Annotated in this window: 16 protein-coding genes; 8 read left to right on the top strand and 8 right to left on the bottom strand. The window is 73.0% G+C overall.

Annotated elements, in window-relative coordinates; translation table 11 throughout:
- The first annotated feature begins 39 nt into the window (after positions 1–39).
- Positions 40–3,411, top strand: a complete 3,372-nt coding sequence (locus AH6_RS40385) for an ATP-binding protein (RefSeq protein WP_174555169.1) — start codon at positions 40–42, stop codon at positions 3,409–3,411.
- On the opposite strand, the gene AH6_RS40380 is transcribed toward AH6_RS40385, so the two are convergent.
- The 3 genes from AH6_RS40380 to AH6_RS40370 form a co-directional block, all read right to left on the bottom strand.
- Positions 3,408–4,037: a LuxR C-terminal-related transcriptional regulator gene (locus tag AH6_RS40380; protein ID WP_067491468.1), complete on the bottom strand. Its 630-nt coding sequence runs from the start codon at positions 4,035–4,037 to the stop codon at positions 3,408–3,410. The two genes, AH6_RS40385 and AH6_RS40380, sit on opposite strands and share 4 nt — an antisense overlap.
- Positions 4,034–5,194, bottom strand: a complete 1,161-nt coding sequence (locus AH6_RS40375; RefSeq protein ID WP_067491467.1) for an ATP-binding protein — start codon at positions 5,192–5,194, stop codon at positions 4,034–4,036. The genes AH6_RS40380 and AH6_RS40375 overlap by 4 nt, the downstream gene beginning before the upstream one ends.
- 83 nt (positions 5,195–5,277) lie before the next feature.
- Positions 5,278–5,706, bottom strand: coding sequence for a hypothetical protein (locus tag AH6_RS40370; protein ID WP_067491466.1), 429 nt, complete (start codon positions 5,704–5,706; stop codon positions 5,278–5,280).
- Positions 5,707–5,803: 97 nt separating this feature from the next.
- Between AH6_RS40370 and AH6_RS40365 the strand changes: the two genes are divergently transcribed.
- Positions 5,804–6,232, top strand: coding sequence for a hypothetical protein (locus tag AH6_RS40365; RefSeq protein WP_218006041.1), 429 nt, complete (start codon positions 5,804–5,806; stop codon positions 6,230–6,232).
- A gap of 58 nt (positions 6,233–6,290) precedes the next feature.
- On the opposite strand, the gene AH6_RS40360 is transcribed toward AH6_RS40365, so the two are convergent.
- Both AH6_RS40360 and AH6_RS40355 read right to left on the bottom strand, forming a co-directional pair.
- Entirely contained in the window at positions 6,291–6,872 is a 582-nt protein-coding gene (locus AH6_RS40360) for a hypothetical protein (RefSeq protein WP_067491463.1), read from the bottom strand.
- A 92-nt stretch (positions 6,873–6,964) separates the two neighbouring features.
- Entirely contained in the window at positions 6,965–8,218 is a 1,254-nt protein-coding gene (locus AH6_RS40355) for an NsdA family TPR-like regulatory protein (RefSeq protein ID WP_067491461.1), read from the bottom strand.
- Between the two features lie 136 nt (positions 8,219–8,354).
- Between AH6_RS40355 and AH6_RS40350 the strand changes: the two genes are divergently transcribed.
- The 5 genes from AH6_RS40350 (at position 8,355) to AH6_RS40335 (ending at position 11,727) form a co-directional block, all read left to right on the top strand.
- Entirely contained in the window at positions 8,355–8,615 is a 261-nt protein-coding gene (locus AH6_RS40350) for a hypothetical protein (protein ID WP_067491459.1), read from the top strand.
- A gap of 72 nt (positions 8,616–8,687) precedes the next feature.
- Complete coding sequence (locus tag AH6_RS40345; RefSeq protein WP_067491457.1) at positions 8,688–9,953, top strand: PspC domain-containing protein; 1,266 nt, start codon at positions 8,688–8,690, stop codon at positions 9,951–9,953.
- Positions 9,946–10,143 carry a hypothetical protein gene (locus tag AH6_RS40340; RefSeq protein ID WP_067491455.1) on the top strand — a complete coding sequence of 66 codons (198 nt, stop codon included), beginning with the start codon at positions 9,946–9,948 and terminating at the stop codon, positions 10,141–10,143. Before AH6_RS40345 ends, AH6_RS40340 begins: the two co-directional genes overlap by 8 nt.
- A gap of 63 nt (positions 10,144–10,206) precedes the next feature.
- Complete coding sequence (locus tag AH6_RS47180) at positions 10,207–10,293, top strand: putative leader peptide (protein ID WP_373861894.1); 87 nt, start codon at positions 10,207–10,209, stop codon at positions 10,291–10,293.
- A 108-nt stretch (positions 10,294–10,401) separates the two neighbouring features.
- Entirely contained in the window at positions 10,402–11,727 is a 1,326-nt protein-coding gene (locus AH6_RS40335) for a dicarboxylate/amino acid:cation symporter (protein WP_067491454.1), read from the top strand.
- A gap of 61 nt (positions 11,728–11,788) precedes the next feature.
- Here the strand turns inward: AH6_RS40335 and AH6_RS40330 are convergent, their stop codons facing one another.
- From AH6_RS40330 to AH6_RS40320, 3 genes are all read right to left on the bottom strand, one after another.
- Positions 11,789–12,865, bottom strand: a complete 1,077-nt coding sequence (locus AH6_RS40330) for an RNA ligase (ATP) (RefSeq protein ID WP_067491452.1) — start codon at positions 12,863–12,865, stop codon at positions 11,789–11,791.
- A gap of 72 nt (positions 12,866–12,937) precedes the next feature.
- On the bottom strand, positions 12,938–14,008 hold the full coding sequence (locus AH6_RS40325) for a DUF5925 domain-containing protein (RefSeq protein WP_245679690.1): 1,071 nt from the start codon (positions 14,006–14,008) through the stop codon (positions 12,938–12,940).
- A gap of 40 nt (positions 14,009–14,048) precedes the next feature.
- Positions 14,049–14,477 (bottom strand): cupin domain-containing protein, encoded by a 429-nt coding sequence (locus AH6_RS40320; RefSeq protein WP_067491449.1) that lies wholly within the window; start codon positions 14,475–14,477, stop codon positions 14,049–14,051.
- A 331-nt stretch (positions 14,478–14,808) separates the two neighbouring features.
- Between AH6_RS40320 and AH6_RS40315 the strand changes: the two genes are divergently transcribed.
- Entirely contained in the window at positions 14,809–16,350 is a 1,542-nt protein-coding gene (locus AH6_RS40315) for an alkaline phosphatase D family protein (RefSeq protein ID WP_067491490.1), read from the top strand.
- Positions 16,351–16,687 lie beyond the last annotated feature (337 nt).

Here is a 16,687-nt window from a genome sequence, read left to right as displayed (position 1 = left end):
GGAGCGGCGCTCTTGGAGGCCCCATGGAGGTGGCTTGGAATGATCTTTTACGATGTCGGCGTGCGGATCTCGGTGCTCGGCCCCGTGACCGCCGAGACCCCGGCCGGGCCGGTCGCGCTCGGCGGGCCGCGGCAGCGGGCGGTGCTGGCGCTGCTGGTGGCGGCGCGCGGCGGCGCGGTCCCGGCCGAGCGCCTGGTGGAGGACCTGTGGGGCGGCGCGCCGCCCGCCCGCGCGATGATCTCGTTGCAGTCCTACGTGTCCAACCTGCGCAAGGTCCTGGAACCGGACCGCCCGCCGCGCACGCCCGCGCGGGTGCTGGTCAACGCCCCGCCCGGGTACGCGCTGCGGCTGCCCGCCGACGCCGTGGACGCCTGGCGCTTCACCGACCTGGTGGCCGAGGCCCGCACGGCGGCCGACCCGCGCCCGCTGCTGCGCGAGGCGCTGGGGTTGTGGCGGGGCCCGGCGTTCGCCGAGGCGGCCGACCGCCCGTGGGCGCAGCCGGAGATCAACCGGCTGCGGGAGTTGCGGCTGGCGGCGCGGGAGATGGAGGTGGCGGCCCGGCTGCGGGCGGGCGACCCGACGGTGCCGGAGGCCGAGCGGCTGACGCTGGACGAGCCGCTGCGCGAGGAGGGCTGGCGGCTCTACGCGCTGGCGTTGTGGGGGGACCGGCGGCAGGCGGAGGCGCTGGCGGCGTTGCGCCGGGCGCGCGGGGTGCTGGCGGAGGAACTGGGCCTGGACCCGGGCCCGGCGCTGACGGAACTGGAAGACGCGATCCTGAACCAGCGCATGGAAGTGCTGGAGGCGGCACAACCACCAGCACCGTCGTCCCCGCCGGACCCGCTGGCATCGCCAGCCCCATCAAGCTCGCCAACACCACACGCGCCCGCCGCACCACGGCCGTCGGGCCCGCTAGCAACACCAGGCCCATCAGAACTGCCCGTACCTACGGCACCGCTAGCACCGCACGCGCCCGGCACACCGCTGGGAGCGCCGGGGGCTCCGTCAGCGAAAGCCGCACACGCGCCGACCGCTCCCCCTCCCCCGGCCGAGCTGTTCGTGGGGCGTGACGCCGAGTTGGTGACGCTCCGCGCGGCCGTCGATCAGCAGCGCGTCGCCCTCGTCACCGGCGAGGCCGGGCTCGGCAAGACCTCCCTGCTCAACCGCCTGGCCGCCGGGCTCGCCGCCGACGGCGTGCTCGTCGCCGCCGGGCGCTGCCCCGAGGCCGCCGGAGCGCCGCCCGCCTGGGCCTGGACCGAGGCGCTGCGCGCCGTCGCCGCCGTCGTCCCGCCCCCGCCCGAGGCCGACGCGCTGCTCGCCGACCGGCCCCGTCCGGCCGCCGACGCCGCCGCCGGGCGGTTCCGCCTGCACCGGGCGGTGTGGGAGTGGCTGGCCGAGGCCGCGCGCCACCGCCCCCTCGTGATCATGCTGGACGACCTGCACTGGGCCGACGCCGAGACGCTCGCGCTGCTGACGGCCGGGGACGCGCCCGTCGCGCTCGTCCTCGCCTTCCGCGGCGACGAGGCCGCCCCCCTCGCCAACGCCCTGGCGTCGCTCGCCCGCCGCTCGCCCCTGCGCCTCGCCCTGCCCGGCCTCCCCGAACCCGCCGTCGCCCGCCTCGTGGCCGCCGAGTGCGAGGCCCCGGTGGACGCCGCCACCGTCGCCGCCCTCGCCGAACGCACCGGCGGCAACCCCTTCTACGTGCGCGAGAGCGCCCGGCTGCTCAACGGCGAGGGCACCCTCTCCGACGTGCCCGAAGGCGTCCGGGACGTGCTGCGCCGCCGCCTGTCCCGCCTCTCCGAACCGGCCGTCGCCGTGCTGCGCCTGGCCGCCCTGGCAGGCCGCGAGATCCCCGTCGAACCCCTCGTCGAGGCCGCCGAGACCAGCGAGGACGGCGTGCTGGACGCGCTGGACGCCGGGGTCGGCGCGGGCCTGCTGACCGAGCCTGCGCCGGGCCGCGTCCGGTTCGCGCACGCGCTGGTCCGGGACACCCTCGTCGCCGACCTGAGCGCCCTGCGCCGCACGCGGATGCACGCCCGGTTCGCCGCCGCGCTGGAGCGGGTGTCGCCGGACGAGATCCCGCTGCTGGCCCACCACTACGCGCACGCCGCCTCCGCCGCGACCGCCCCCAAGGCCGTGGACTACTCGGTGCGCGCCGCCGCCCTGGCCCGCGACCGCTACGCCCACGAGGCCGCCGTCATCCTGCTGGACCAGGCCGTGACCGCCCTCGAACGCGTCCCGGAACAGCCCGGCCTGCTGGACCTGCTGGCCGAACTGCTGCGCGCCCAGGTCCGCGCGGGCGACGTCACCGCCGCCCGCCAGACCCGCCGCCGCGCGATGGAGCTGGCCGAGGGCCGCGACGACCTGCTGCTGACGGCGTTCACGGCGTGGACCGAGCTGACCCCCTGGCAGGTTCGGGAGTACGCGACGGTGGACCGCCGCGTCGTGACGCACCTGGCCCGCCTCCTGGAACGTCCCAATCTCACCCCGCGCGACCGCTGCCTGCTCCTGAACGCCTACGCCGCCGAACTGACCGGCGAGGGCGACCCGACCGCCCTGGCGGCGGCGCAGGAGGCCGCCGACCTGGCCCGTTCCCTGGACGACCCCGGCCTGCGGGCCCTCACCGCGGGCACCCTGGCGCGGGAGCTGAACCGTCCCGACGGCGTCGCGCAGGCCGAGCTGGGCCGGGAACTGGTGGAGCTCGGCACCGAGCACGACCTGCCCATCGCGCTGTGGGCGGGGACGTTCAACCTGGCGGCGGCGGCCGTCCGCCGCAACGACCCGGTGGCGGCGCGCGCCTTCATGCACGAGGCGCTGGAGCTGGCCCGGCGCTACCGGATGGCCGACGCGACGCTCGTCGGCGAATGCGCCCTAGCCGCGCTGGCGCACGTCGAAGGCCGGTTCGAGGACGCCGAACGCCGCTACGCCGAGGCCGCCGACGCGATGACCCGGCAGGGTTCGCTGCACGGCCATGGCTTCCTGCTGCTGGCCCGCGCGATCCTGGCGGCCACGTCCGGCCGCCTCGCCGCCCTGGCCGACGACCCCGGCTACGTCGGCCTCGGCCCCATGGGCGCGGACGTGATGGCGGCGGCGCTGGCGGCGGCCGGACGCCTGGACGAGGCCCGGGAGGCGCGCGCCCTCGCCGGGCCGATCCGCCCCAACTACTTCTTCACGCTCTTCGCCACGTTCCGGGCGATGGCCGTCATCGCGCTGGACGACCGCGCCGCCGCCGAGGAACTGTACGAGGTGCTGCTCCCGTTCAGCGGCGGCCCGCCCGCGGGGCTGGAGAGCCTGTCGGCCGCGATGCCGCCGGTCGATGCGACGCTGGGCGAGCTGGCCCGCTTCCTGGGCCGCGACCCCGAGGCGCACTTCGCCCGCGCCCGCGAGATCGCAGCCCGCTGGGCAGCGTCCTAGACCAGGCGGCGGGCGGCGGCCCAGCGCGACAGCTCGTGCCGGTTGGACAGCTGGAGCTTGCGCAGGACGCTGCTCACGTGGGTCTCGACCGTCTTGACCGAGATGAACAGCTCCTTGGCGATCTCCTTGTAGGCGTAGCCGCGCGCGATGAGGCGCAACACGTCGCGCTCGCGCTGGGTGATCTGGTCCAGCTCGGGATCGACGGCGGGCGCGTCGGAGGCGGCGAACGCGTCCAGCACGAACCCGGCCAGCCGGGGCGAGAAGACCGCGTCCCCCTCGGCGACGCGGCCGATGGCGTCGGTCAGCTCGGGCCCGGAGATGGTCTTGGTGACGTAGCCGCGCGCGCCGCCGCGCACGACCCCGATCACGTCCTCGGCGGCGTCCGACACCGACAGCGCCAGGAACCGCGACGGCACCGTGCCGTGCAGCCGCCGCAGCACCTCGATGCCCCCGCCGCCGGGCAGGTGGACGTCCAGCAGCACCACGTCGGGCTGCACGGCCTTGATGACGGCGACGGCCTCGTCCACGTCGCCCGCCTCCCCGACGATCTCGATGCCGTCGCCCAGCTCGGCCTTCACGCCGGTGCGGAACATCTGGTGGTCATCGACCAGGACGACGCGACTCACTTTTTGATCTCCAAACGGACTTCGGTGCCCTCGCCGGGGGCGGTGCGGACCGTGGCCTTGCCGCCGTGGCGCTCCATACGTCCGATGATGGACCCTCGCACGCCCATCCGGTGCTCGGGGATCTGCTCCAGGTCGAAGCCCTTGCCCCGGTCGCGGACGAAGACGGCGACCGCGTCGCCCTCGACCTCGGCGTAGACCGACACCGAGGGCGCGCCGGAGTACTTGGCGGCGTTGACCATGGCCTCCCGCGCGGCCTGGAGGGCGGAGCCGAGCCGGTCGTCCAGGGCGGTGTCGCCGACCACCACGACCTCCATCGGCACGCCGTGGTCGTCCTCGACCTCCCCGGCGATCTCGCGCATGGCGGCGGCGAAGGTCTGGTCGGGGTCGGCCTTGGGCTCGTAGAGCCAGGTGCGCAGCGTGCGCTCCTGGGACCGGGCGAGCCGCTGGACCTCGCGCGGGTCGTGGGCGTTGCGCTGGATCAGCGTCAACGTGTGGAGCACCGAGTCGTGGATGTGGGCGGCCAGCTCGGCGCGCTCCTGGGAGCGGATGCGCTCGCCGCGCTCGGCGTCCAGGTCCTGCCAGAGCCGCACCACCCAGGGCGTCGCGATCACCGCGACCCCGGACAGGATGATCATCATGGCGATGACGACCTCGCGGGCCTGCCCGGCGTCGACGTTGCGGACCATGAAGCCGCCGATGCCGCCGATCACCAGGATGAGCCCGAAGACGCTGCGCAGCCACATGTGCCGCAGCGGCAGGACCCAGCGCTGCCGCTGGTCGCGGTCGGCCTGCTGCCACAGGATGGCGGCCCCGACGCCGCCGACGACGAACGGCCACAACGCGGCCTGCGCGACCCCGGCCCCCCACGTCAGCACCGACAGCCCGAGGGCGACGGCCGAGTAGGCGAACAGCTGCCCCCAGTCCCGCCCGCGCAACATCCCGCGCCCGGGGACCTGCTGCCGGGGCACCAGCACCCAGAAGGCCCCGTAGGCGGCGAAGCCGATGCCCCCGGCCACGCTGAGCAGGACGAACGCGGCCCGCACGATGAGGACGTCGATGCCGAGGTGCACGGCGAGCCCGCGCCCGACCCCGGCGACGAGCCGCCCGTCGGGCCGCCGCTCAAGCCGGTCCACCGGCGCGACGCTGTCGCTGGTCATCGTCGTTGCACCCCCACACGACGATCGTCACATGCCGGACCCGGAGATGGCATCAGGGGCCGACCCTGATTCCGGATCCGGACCTAGACGACGTGGTTGGGCGGCAGCAGGAAGGTCTCACCGGAGACGGGCCCGTAGGCGATGTTGAAGGTGTCGCGCTTCCAGATCCACTGCGACTCGGTGGTCTCGCGGCTGTGCACGGTGAGGCGGATGTACTGGTTGCGGAGCACGTAGCGGGGCCGCATCCGCTCCTTCCGCAGGAGGGTGAACCAGACGGCCAGCCGGTCCCCGAGATCGACCAGCGCGACGACGTCCTCGGGCGGCAGGGCCGTCTCGATCCGGGAGCGCGGCTCGAAATCCCCCCACTGGCTCATCACGACGCGGTGGGTGAAGGGCTGCGGATGGTCGGGCAGCGGGAGACCGACCGGGCAGGCGTTGCGCCGCGTCGCGAGCGGGCCGCCCCGGGCCGCCTTGCCCCAGGAGAGGCTGATCCACTGCACGGCGACGTCCACGCCCTCGATGATCGCAGCCGGTCTCGCGCCGCGCGGCGTCTTTTCCCGCCCGGCGGGTAGGAGCCAGCACAGAACACCTGGTCAGCGAGGAGATGTGATGGCTTCCGAATCTGAGGTGTGGCGTTACGGCTTCGCCTTCGAGGACCGTTTGACCCGCCCGCTGGCCCTGCTGGGCATCCGGCCGGACACGGCCCATCTCCTGATCACCGCCGAGAGGCTGAAGGCCCGCTTCGGCCCCTGGCTAGTGCGGACGCCCCTGGAGAACGTGGCGGGCGCGGAGGTCACCGGGCCCTACAACGTCCTCAAGGTGGCCGGTCCGCACCTGTCGCTGGCCGACCGGGGCGTCAGCTTCGGCACCAACACCAAGAAGGGCGTGTGCATCCGTTTCCACCACCCGGTCAAGGGCCTGGACCCGCTGGGCCTGCTGCGCCACCCAGGCCTGACGCTCACCGTCGCCGAACCGGAGGAGGCGGCCCGCCGGATCCAGGCCCTGCTGGCGGAGCGGGGCGCTACGGGCGCGGGTTGAGAGGCGCGGCCGCCGCCCCGTCCCCGCGTCCCGTCAGCGGCGAGACCGCACGTCTCCTCTAACCGGCGGCGCCGGGCACGATGCGGTTGTCGTAGAACACCTTGACCAGGCCGCGGACGATGTCGCGCTGCTTGCCGCAGTCGCCGACGACCGCGCCGAACGCCTCGAACACCAGCTCCTGCGAGTTGTGCTGCTCGCCGGGACGGGCGAAGTCCGCGCTCAGCCGACCGGTCCCCGGGCTGGACGGGCAGCTCGTCGCCCAGCGGGCTTCGGGCCCGAACTCGGGCAGCGCCCCGTACCCGCTGGCCTTCGTGAGCCCTCCGGGCGAGGACGGCGGGTCGTAGTAGACGTCCAGCCGCACCCCGTTGGGGTTGCGCCCGGCTGGCTCGTACCGGCAGTGCCATCCGTTGTCCCGGTGGGGGTTGTAGCGCAGCAGGTGGAACGGCGGCTTGCCGAGCACCGGCTCCAGCAGGCTCGCGTCCGGGCAACCGCCCTTGCCGGGCTTGGCGGCGGGCGCGGCCCCGCCGCCCTTGGCCGGACCGTTGGTGACGGCGTCGCCGGAATCTCCGCAGGCGGCCACGCAGGTGCTCAGGGACGCCGCCAGCAGCGCCACGGTGCCGTACCGGGCCAGCATCTTCATGATCGACTCGTTTCGCTCATGGACGGGAGGCGGAGGGCAGCAGAGATCATGGCACGCCCGCCCTGACGCGGGGCGGACTTTGGCGCCGCCCCCTACCCGACCAGAGCGCGCAGCTCCCGCGCCGCAGGCAGAGCGCGGGCCTGCGCGGGCAGTACCTGCACGATCCGCTGGACCTGGTGCTCGATCAACGTGGTGCGCTGGCCGGATTCCAGGGCCGGGGCGAGGGTGTCCAAGGCATGATTCAAGCCCTCCCCGACCTCTCTGGCCTGGATCAACGACATGGATCGGTAGAGCGACGTCTGCGCGCGTGCGTGGACCAGCTCGGCCGGATAGAGGGCGAGCGCCCGGTCGATCGCCGCGTCGGCCCGCGCGGTGTCGCCGACCCTGGCCAGCGTCGACGCCTGGATGGCCCACAACGTGGACTCCGGCCACGACCATGCCGGGACCTGGTCGCGGGTGGCGGCGTCCGGGAGGGACTCCGCCACTTTCTCGACAGCGTGCAGGGCTACCAGTACGCCCGGGCCGTCCTCATGTCCGGCGGCCATGTGGGCGCGGTTGGTCAGTGCCCGCGCGAGCCCGATGCTGGGTCGTCCGCCGGCCAGGGCCAGCGCCTCCTGCGTCAGGTCGGCGGTGACATGCTCGGCCCGTCCGCCGAGCAGCGACCGCATACCCTCGCGGGCGCGCATCCAGACGGCCAGATCACGGTCCCCGGACGCGTCCGCCGCTTGCCTGCCGGTACGCCACCAGCGCCACGCCACGCCGTATTCGCCGAGGTCACAAAGGTCTTCGGCCAGGAGCGCCGAGAGCTGGGCGGCCACCCGGTGCAGGCCACGGCGCAGTGGCTCAGGAAGATCGCCCTCCAGCAGCCCCCGCAGCTCGGCCAGCTCCACGGCCAGCTCCGGCGCGAGCTGTCCGGTCACACCGGTCCAGTACCGGTGGCCGTACTCCCACGCCGTGCGTTCCCAATCCGCCAGATCAGGCGGGCCGAGGGCGCGGCCCAGCCCGAGGCGCAGCTCTTCCAGCGAGGCCAGCGGCCCGACCGCGGCTCCCAGAGCGAGCGTCTGGAGCAGCTCTCGGCGCTTCACCTCGTCCACGCTACCTCCCGGGATCTGGAGGTGGCCGAACAAGTCCTTCTCCGTCGCTCCGAACGCGGTGGCGTACGCGGCCGCCCAGTCGCGCGGGAAGTGCTGCCCGCGTTCCCAGTCCAGGATCTGCCGCACCAGCGACGCGACCCGCCTGCGTTCGGGCTGCGCGCCGATCGCCCGCAACAACTCGCGCGCCATCTGCGGCTTGCTCCAGCCGCGCGCCTCACGTTCGCTCCGCAGCCGGGCACCGACTTCGCTCATGCCTCCACCTCACACCAAGAGACTCCCCGACACGCATCTCTCCGGGTCTCTCACCTGCTCGCGGGGCTTTCGACGGCCGGTGGCGCGCTGGTCCTCTGAGGGCTCGTACACGCAGCGTGAGAGGTAGGTCACAAGAATGATAGAACGTCGGCTTTGGGAGCCGCCGCGCCTTTACTCGTGGGACGTCGAGCAGGGCGGGCCCGGTGGAGTCACCGACGATCCGGAGCGGGCCATCGACCATGTGAACCGGGCGCTCGCCGACGCGCCGCCCGGGACCCGCGCGGTCGTCAGGGAGGTCGCGCTCGGGTGCGCGTTCAGTGGGGCCTACCGCCTCGTCGCCAACGTCGGCACGGCTCGGCGGGGCGCGGGCGGCGGGGTCGTCGTCTGGGAGTTCTGAGCCGGGATCTCAGGGGTGTGTCAGGGACGTCCCTGATACCGGTGGCGGGCGCCGGTCGTCAGGATGGAGGGCATGGGCGAGCGACAGGACACCCTCCAGCGGGACGACACTCCGGACAAGATCGAGTACCGGCGCATGGCGCGGGTGCGCGAGGGGCGCGTCCTCGGCGGCGTCTGCACCGGGCTCGGGCGGCTGACCGGCATCGACCCCGTCGTCTACCGCGTCGGGTTCGCCATCCTCGTGTTGTCCCACGGGCAGGGCGTCCTGCTCTACCTGGCGGCCCTGGCTTTCATGCCCGCCGCGCCGGACGTCCCCTCGTTCGCCGAGTCGACCTTCAAGCGGTGGTTCGACGGCAACGCCGTGCTCACCGTCCTCGGCCTGCTGCTGTGCGTCGGCGTCGCGGCCAGCCTGCTCGGGGGCGGGGTCTCCACCGACGCCATCGCGGTCGTCACCGTCTTCGGGCTCGTGCTCGTCGTCGCCCACGCGCGCGGCGTCAACCTCGTCGGGGTCGCTCGGACCCTGCCCGAACGCCTCCAGGGGCACCCGCCCGGCTCGTTCGGCGAGCCCGTCGAGCAGCCCAGGGGGCCGGTCGGGCCCGTCTCGCTCGACAAGGGCGCCGACGCGCTTCCGCCCGGGATGATCGACCTCGCCGCCTACAGCGCCGGGAGCAGGGACGAGCCCGCTCCCGTGGGAGGCGTCACCCGCGTTCCCCGGCAGAAGCCCGAGAAGAAGAAGTCCCCCCTCACGCCCGTCATCGTCCTGTTCGCCCTCGGGGCCGGGGCCGCCGTCATGCCGATGGCCGGGGCGTACCCGGTGCCGCGGTCCACGATGATCGTGCTCGCGGCGGCGCTGGCCGTCGTCGGCGCCGGGATGGTGCTCGGCGGCCGGTTCCGCGTGCACGGACTGGCCGCCGTGGGGACCATGTTGACGTTGGGCCTGCTCACCACCGCGGTCGCCACCGAGGCGCCGCAGGGGGCCCGGTACGGAGAGGTCCGGTGGCAACCCGTGCAGGTCACTCCCGCGCAGCAGGACTACCGGGTGGCGGTCGGGTCCGGGGAGCTGGACCTGACGGAGGTCCCCCTCGCGGCCGGACAGCGCCTCATCGTGAACGCCGAGCTCGTGCTCGGCGAGATGGTCGTCACCGTGCCCGGCGGCGCGCGCGTCGAGCTGGACGCGCGTGTCGGCCTCGGCGACCTCTCGGTGGACGGCCGTACGATCTCCGGGCCGAACGCCAAGGTCCAGCAGGTCATGGAGGCCGAGGACGCCAAGGGAACCCCGCCGGTGATCGTCCTGCGGGTGCGGAGCAAGCTCGGAGACGTGGAGGTGCGGCGTGCGTGAACCACGCGGGCGGTTCGACCCCGGGGCGCTGGTCACCGGGCTGTTCTTCCTGGCCGTGGCGGGGCTCTTCCTCGCGAGCGGCCTGTCGGGCGAGGTCGTCGCGGGCACCCGCGTCATCGCGCCGGTGTTGCTGGTCGGGCTCGGCCTGGTGGGCGTGGTGCGGGTGCTCACGCGTGCTCGCCGACGGTGATGTGACCGGGATCACCCTGTTCACCGGGAACAAGAAAACCGGACATTAGGGTTAACTTACCCCGTGAGGTTCTCCAAGAAGAGCGTTCTGCTCGTGGCCCGGCTGCACGTGGACCTGTGCCGCCTCGCCAGCGTGCTGTGTCGCGGCTGACCTAAGCCCCCGCTTCTTCCCCACCCTCCCCCTTTTTCTCTCTTTCGCACGCCCGTACGCCGTGATGTCCGCGTCCGGGCCGTGAGTCATGAACTCCCTGGAGAACCCTTGCGCGTCTGGAAGTGGCAGTTCTGGCAGCAGATCGTGCTGTCCCTGGTGCTCGGCGTCGTCGTCGGCGCCCTGATCAACAACCTGGCCGGTGACGGCTCCAAGGTCGCCGAGGACTGGCTGGACCCGTTCGGCGGCGTCTACACCAGCCTGCTGAAGGTCGTGGTGGTGCCGCTGGTGTTCACCGCGATCGTGGTGAGCATCGGCCGGCTGCGCGGCGTCGGCTCGGTCGCCCGGCTGACCGGCAAGACGCTCGGCTGGTTCGTGATCACCTCGGCGATCGCCACCGCCGTCGGCCTGGCCGTCGCGCTGGTCCTCAACCCGGGCCAGGGCCTCGGCAAGCTCGCCAGCGAGCAGACCGAGACCGACCCGGTCACCTGGACCCAGATCCTGAAGAACCTGTTCCCGTCCAACATCGTGAACGCGATGGCGGAGGGCAACGTCCTCGGCGTGGTCACCTTCGCGGTGCTGTTCGGCGCGGCGCTGGTCGCCATCGGCGAGCGCGGGCGGCGGCTCACCAACATCATCGACGACGTCTACGTCGTGATGCAGAAGGTCGTGTGGTGGGTCGTGCGGCTCACCCCGATCGGCTCGTTCTTCCTCATCGCCTCGGTCGTGGCCACCTACGGGCCGTCCACGCTGGCGCCGCTCGCCAAGTTCACCGGCGCGATCTACCTGGCCGTCGCGATCATGCTGGTGGTCGGCTACCCGGCGCTGCTGGCGGCGTTCGGCCGCGTTTCGCCGCTGAAGTTCTACCGCAACACCTGGCCGGCGCTGCAGTTCGCGTTCGTGTCCTCCTCGTCGCTGGCGACGCTGCCGATCGCGCAGAAGGTGCAGATCGAGCGCAACGGCGTGCACAGCGAGTACGCCTCGTTCGCGCAGCCGCTGGGCGCCACCATCAAGTTCGACGGTTGCGGCGCGATCTACCCGGCGGTCGCCGCGGTGTTCGTCGCCCAGTACACCGGCACCGAGCTCGGCCTCGGCCAGTACGCGCTGATCGCGCTGGCCGCGATCATCGGCCAGCTCGGCACCGGCGGCACCCCCGGCCCGGCGCTGGTGGCGCTGACGCTGACCCTCACCACGGTCGGCCTGCCGCTGTCGGCGGTCGGCTACCTGATCGCCATCGACAAGGTGATCGACATGGCCCGCACCGCGCTGAACGTGGCCGGCCAGCTCACCGTCCCGGTGCTGGTGGCCCGCTCGGAGGGGCTGCTGGACGACGAGGTCTTCAAGGCCACGCCGGTCGACCTCACCAAGCCCGAGGCCGACCGGACCCACCAGGAGGAGGAGTCCGGGGAGCGCGAGCTCGCCGGCGCGTCCGCCTGATCCGCACGTGACGAAGGGCCGTCCCTCTCCGGAGGGGCGGCCCTTCGTCGCGTCCGGCCGCTCACTCGTACTCGGTGCCGCCCTTGCGCGTCAGGTAGGCGGGCGAGACGAACTTCGCGATGGCACGGCCGCCGATCACGTCGCTGCGGCGGCCCGTCGCCGTCCGGACCACCAGGCCCTCGCGCAGGTGCGCGCCCGCGCCGGACACCGTCTCGCGGCCGGTCGCCAGCTCCATGAGCAGGTCGGCGTCGTACGGCCCGGCGTACAGCTCCGGCACGGCGGGCAGGCCCGTCTCGGCCAGCACCTCGGCCAGCTCGGCGGGCGTCAGCCAGCGCAGCGCGCCGCCGTCCTCGGCCACGCGGACGTCGAAGACGGCGTAGCCGGGGCGCTCGCCCCTGCCGCTCGCGCCGTACGCCAGGTCCTGCACGCCCGCGCCGAACACCTCGCCGAAGACCGCCACGCGCGACATCCCGAACCGGGCGGCGACGCGGGCGGCGGCCTCGGGCACGCCGTACGTCTCCACCGCGCGCCAGTAGAGGTTCGCCGGGTCGTGCCTGAGCGCCATGCGCTTGGCGCTGAACCCCTTGGACGACACCTGCGGCACCCCGTTGACCAGCGTGAACGCGCAGGCCGTGCCGTGGATCTTTTCGGTGGCCACCACCGGCTCGCCCGGCTCGAAGATCCCCGGGTACCGCTTGACGTCCTCGATCTCGATCCACGGCACCAGGTCCGGCGCGGCCTCGATCTCGCCCGCCATGTGCACCGGGATCGGCGGCACCCACTTGGTGACGCCCAGCTCGGGCGCGAAGTCGTGCCCGGCGGCGTGCGCGGCGGCCAGGTCGGCGCCGCGCACGGCCTCGGGCACGCAGACCAGGCCCTGCGACAGCTCGCCGCGCAGCCGCACGGCCTTGACGCGGTTGGCGGCCGACCCGGCGAGGCGGCCGGTCAGCCCCAGCTCGGCGATCAGCCCGTCCGGCAGCAGCGCGCCCTCGGGGATGTAGAGCGCCCAGTCGCCGGTGCGGTGCAGGCCCTTGGCGACCACCGCGCGGTAGAGGCCGACCTGGGCCAGCTCCAGCGCGTCGGCGTTCCCGTGCGGATGGACGGTCAGGCGCTCGGCCGTGACGCGCAGCGTGGACATGGCGTCCCCTCTCATGATCGCGCGTTCAGGGTCGCAACGCGCGGGGACGCCGGGCAAGGCGTTTTCCGGCCGTCAGATGTACTGGCCGGTGCCCGAGGTGTCGAACTCGATCTGCCCGGTCGGCATGTGCCCGCCGCGCAGCGCGTACAGCTCGGCCAGCGTCGCGCCCTCGTGGCCGACGCCGTCCGCGCCGCCGAGCCAGGCGACGGCCTGGTCGTGCGGCAGCGGGCCCACCTCGATGCGGGCCATGGCGCGGCCGGGGCGGATGACGGCGGGGTGCAGGCGGCCGAGGTCCTCGTTGGTGGTGATCGCGACCAGCACGTCCCGGCCCTGGCCGAGCAGCCCGTCGGTCAGGTTGAGCAGCCGCGACAGGGCCTGGCCGGTGGACGACTTGGCCTCGGCGCGGATCAGCTCGTCGCAGTCCTCCAGCAGGATGAGCCGCCACTTGCCGTCCACGACGTCGTCGTCGGCCTCGTCCCCGGCGACGACCTCCATGAGGTAGTCGGTGCGCTCGAACAGCTGGTCGGGGTCCAGGACGCAGTCGACCTGGCACCAGTCGCGCCACTCGTGCGCGAGCGCGCGCAGGGCGGTGGTCTTGCCGGTGCCGGGCGGGCCGTGCAGCAGGACGAGCCGCCCGTAGACGTCGGCGGGCCGGGTCGCCGCCAGCCGGTCCACGGCCGCGCCGACGCCCGGCGCGTAGTTGTGCCGGATGCTCTGCCAGCTCGGCGCGTTGATCGGCCGCAGGTGCCGGGTCGCGCCGGTGGCGGAGAAGTGCCAGAAGCCGATGGGGACGGTGCCCTCGACCGGCGGCTCCTCGGCGTCCTTGACCACCTCGGCGACGATCGCCTCGGCCAGCTCGCCGCTGGTGGCGATGACGCGGACGGCGGCGCTGCGGTCGCGGCGGCGGACGGCGGTCAGGATCCAGCCGTCGCCGCGGGCCATGTGGGAGCGGCCGATGATCGCCTCGGCGGTCCACAACTCGTGCGGCGCCGACGGCAGCAGCTCGACGCCGCTCTTGAGCTGCTCGATCTCGGCGCGGCGGGCGTGCGGGTACTCGCCCGACACGAACGCGTCCAGGGCGATCATGTCGAGGGCGTCGGCCGGGTCGTCGTGCGACTGGAGGAAGGTCCGGATGCGGCTCACCAGGCAATGATCTCCCATGCGGGGGCCCGGAAACCGGCGGTCAGGCGAGTTGGGCGTGCAGGGTGACCGCGTAGGCGGGGCCGGGGTTGGTCAGCTCGTGGGTGTGGCCGCCGCCGTGCACGCGGATCCGGTTGGCGCGCAGCGGGCGGCCGGTGACGCCGTCGCCGTCGATCTTGATCTCGACCAGCTCGCCCGCCAGCACGGCGCTGACCTCGGTGCCGGCGTGGTCGTGCACGCCGGTGCGGTGGCCGGGCGGCCAGACCGTCAGCCACAGCCGCACGCCGTCCACCTCGTCGAGGCCGACGCGGGCGGGCGCGGCGGGGTCGAAGCGGACCAGCGGCCACCAGTCGGCGGGGCGGGCGGCCAGGTCGCGGACGCGGGCGGCGAGCTGGCCGACCGTCGGCGGGCGCAGGGCGAGGGCGCGGCCGTGCGGGTCGTCCTGACCACGCATGGTGATGTCGGGAACCACAGGAAAGGTCCTTCGTGTACGGCCGGCGGGCGGCCAGACGGAGAAAGAGATCAAGGCCGGGGAACGGTCACCCGGGGTGCTGCGCTGAACGAACCCGAGGTCAGCGACAACAACACGAAGAACACAGCGCGGCGGCCACGCGGCGGAAGGCCGCGGGGCTACAGGCGAGAACGCGCGCTGGCATGTTCCCTAGGAGACACGCGGTCACCCAGCGTTGTCAAGTCGGACACAGAAGGATCATCGCCGTTCACGATCCGGCCACCCCGCGCTCTGGTGGGGGCCGCCGCGCCGGGAGACCATGCGCGCGGATCACCAGGAACGGAGCGGCACCATGACACTCGACAGACGGACGATCCTGCGCGGCGGGCTGGCGGCGGGCGGGGGCGCGGCGTTGGGCCTGCTGAACGCGGGCCCGGCGGCGGCGCTGCTGCGCTCGCGCCCCGCGCTCACGCACGGAGTGCAGAGCGGCGACGTGACGGCGCACGGGGCCGTGGTGTGGGCGCGCTCGGACCGTCCGGCGCGGATGCTGGTGGAGCTGAGCCGCCGCCCGGACTTCCGGCGCGCGTGGACGGTGCGGGGCCCGGTGCTGACACCGAACAGCGACCTGACGGGCAAGACGTTCCTGCGCGGCCTCCCGTCCGGGGAGGAACTGCACTACCGGGTGCGGCTGGCGGACCTGGACCGGCACGGCGCGGAGTCGGCCCCGGTGGCGGGACGGCTGCGGACGCCCCCGCTCGCCGGGCGGCGCGACCTGTCGTTCGTGTGGTCGGGCGACCTGGCGGGCCAGGGCTGGGGCATCAACCCGGACCTGGGCGGCTACCGGATCTTCAAGGCGATGGGGGCACTGGACCCGGACTTCTTCCTGTGCAGCGGCGACCTGGTGTACGCGGACGGCCCGCTGACGGAGAGCGTGAAGCTGCCGGACGGCCGGACGTGGCGCAACATCGTGACGCCGGAAAAGGCGAAGGTGGCCGAGACGCTGGCGGAATACCGGGGCCAGTTCCGCTACAACCTGCTGGACGAGAACCTGCGGGCGTTCAACGCGCGGACACCGATGATCTACCAGTGGGACGACCACGAGGTGACGAACAACTGGTATCCAGGGGAGATCCTGGACTTGCCGCAATATACGGAGAAGAACGTCGACGTGCTCGCGGCGAGGGCGCGTCGGGCGATGTTCGAGTACACGCCGACGGCTGTGCGCGACGCGCGCAACGGCCGCGTTTACCGCAAACTCTCGTATGGCCCGTCGCTGGACGTCTTCGTGTTGGACATGCGGACGCACAAGGACCCCAATAGCGCGAACAATTCCACCAGCCAGAAGTCGGGCGTCCTGGGTGCGGAGCAACTGGCGTGGCTGAAGCGCGAACTGCGCCACTCGCGCGCGACCTGGAAGGTGATAGCGGCCGACCTGCCGCTGGGCCTGATCGTGCCGGACGGGACGGCGTTCGAGGGCGTGGCGCAGGGGGACAACGGGAAGCCGCTGGGCCGCGAAAGGGAAATCGCGGACCTGCTGTCCTATGCGAAAAAGAATCGCGTGCGGAACATGGTGTGGCTGACGGCGGATGTGCACTACACGGCGGCTCACTATTACAACCCAGAGAAGGCGGCCTTTAAGGACTTCGATCCGTTCTGGGAGTTTGTGACGGGGCCGTTGAATGCGGGTGCGTTCGGTCCTAATGAGTTGGAGTCGACTTTTGGGCCGGAGTTGAAATTCCGGCAGACGCCGCCGCGGGCGAACACGTCCCCGGCCGAAGGTTTCCAGTTCTTCGGCCAGGTGGCTATTGATGGTCGCTCGGAGAGGCTGACGGTTAATCTGCGGGATATTGAAGGTAAGTCTCTGCACACTCAGGTTCTGGCTCCGATTCGCTGATTCGTTAGGGGTTGTGTGGGGGGTTGGGGCTGGTGGGCATGTGTTTCTGACTCCGCGCGGGGTGCGGACTGGGGTTGGTGGTCTGGTACGGAAAACCCGCACGGGCTGGGGTCGCTGGGTATCTGCAGCAACCCCGTGCGGGCTGGGGTTGGTGGTTGGGTGCGGGGCGCGGGGTTGGGGTTGATGGGCCTGTGCGGAAAACCCGCACGAGCTGGGGTTGGTGGGCTTCTGGACCAACCCCGCGCGTGGTGGAGGTTGTTGGTCGGGTGCGGGAAACCCGCGCGGGGTTGGGGTTGGGTGGACCTGTGTAGACCCCCACTGATTGAGTCGGTGCCTC

The organism is Actinomadura hibisca NBRC 15177 (genome assembly GCF_001552635.1).
GTDB classification, from domain to species: Bacteria; Actinomycetota; Actinomycetes; order Streptosporangiales; family Streptosporangiaceae; genus Spirillospora; species Spirillospora hibisca.
This window is presented reverse-complemented; position numbering and strand designations above follow the sequence as displayed.

Coding starts and splice junctions, on each gene's coding strand:
- AH6_RS40385 (WP_174555169.1), top strand. CDS start 40: ATGATCTTTTACGATGTCGGCGTGCGGATCTCGGTGCTCGGCCCCGTG.
- AH6_RS40375 (WP_067491467.1), bottom strand. CDS start 5,194: ATGACCAGCGACAGCGTCGCGCCGGTGGACCGGCTTGAGCGGCGGCCC.
- AH6_RS40365 (WP_218006041.1), top strand. CDS start 5,804: ATGGCTTCCGAATCTGAGGTGTGGCGTTACGGCTTCGCCTTCGAGGAC.
- AH6_RS40360 (WP_067491463.1), bottom strand. CDS start 6,872: ATGAAGATGCTGGCCCGGTACGGCACCGTGGCGCTGCTGGCGGCGTCC.
- AH6_RS40355 (WP_067491461.1), bottom strand. CDS start 8,218: ATGAGCGAAGTCGGTGCCCGGCTGCGGAGCGAACGTGAGGCGCGCGGC.
- AH6_RS40350 (WP_067491459.1), top strand. CDS start 8,355: ATGATAGAACGTCGGCTTTGGGAGCCGCCGCGCCTTTACTCGTGGGAC.
- AH6_RS40345 (WP_067491457.1), top strand. CDS start 8,688: ATGGGCGAGCGACAGGACACCCTCCAGCGGGACGACACTCCGGACAAG.
- AH6_RS40330 (WP_067491452.1), bottom strand. CDS start 12,865: ATGTCCACGCTGCGCGTCACGGCCGAGCGCCTGACCGTCCATCCGCAC.
- AH6_RS40315 (WP_067491490.1), top strand. CDS start 14,809: ATGACACTCGACAGACGGACGATCCTGCGCGGCGGGCTGGCGGCGGGC.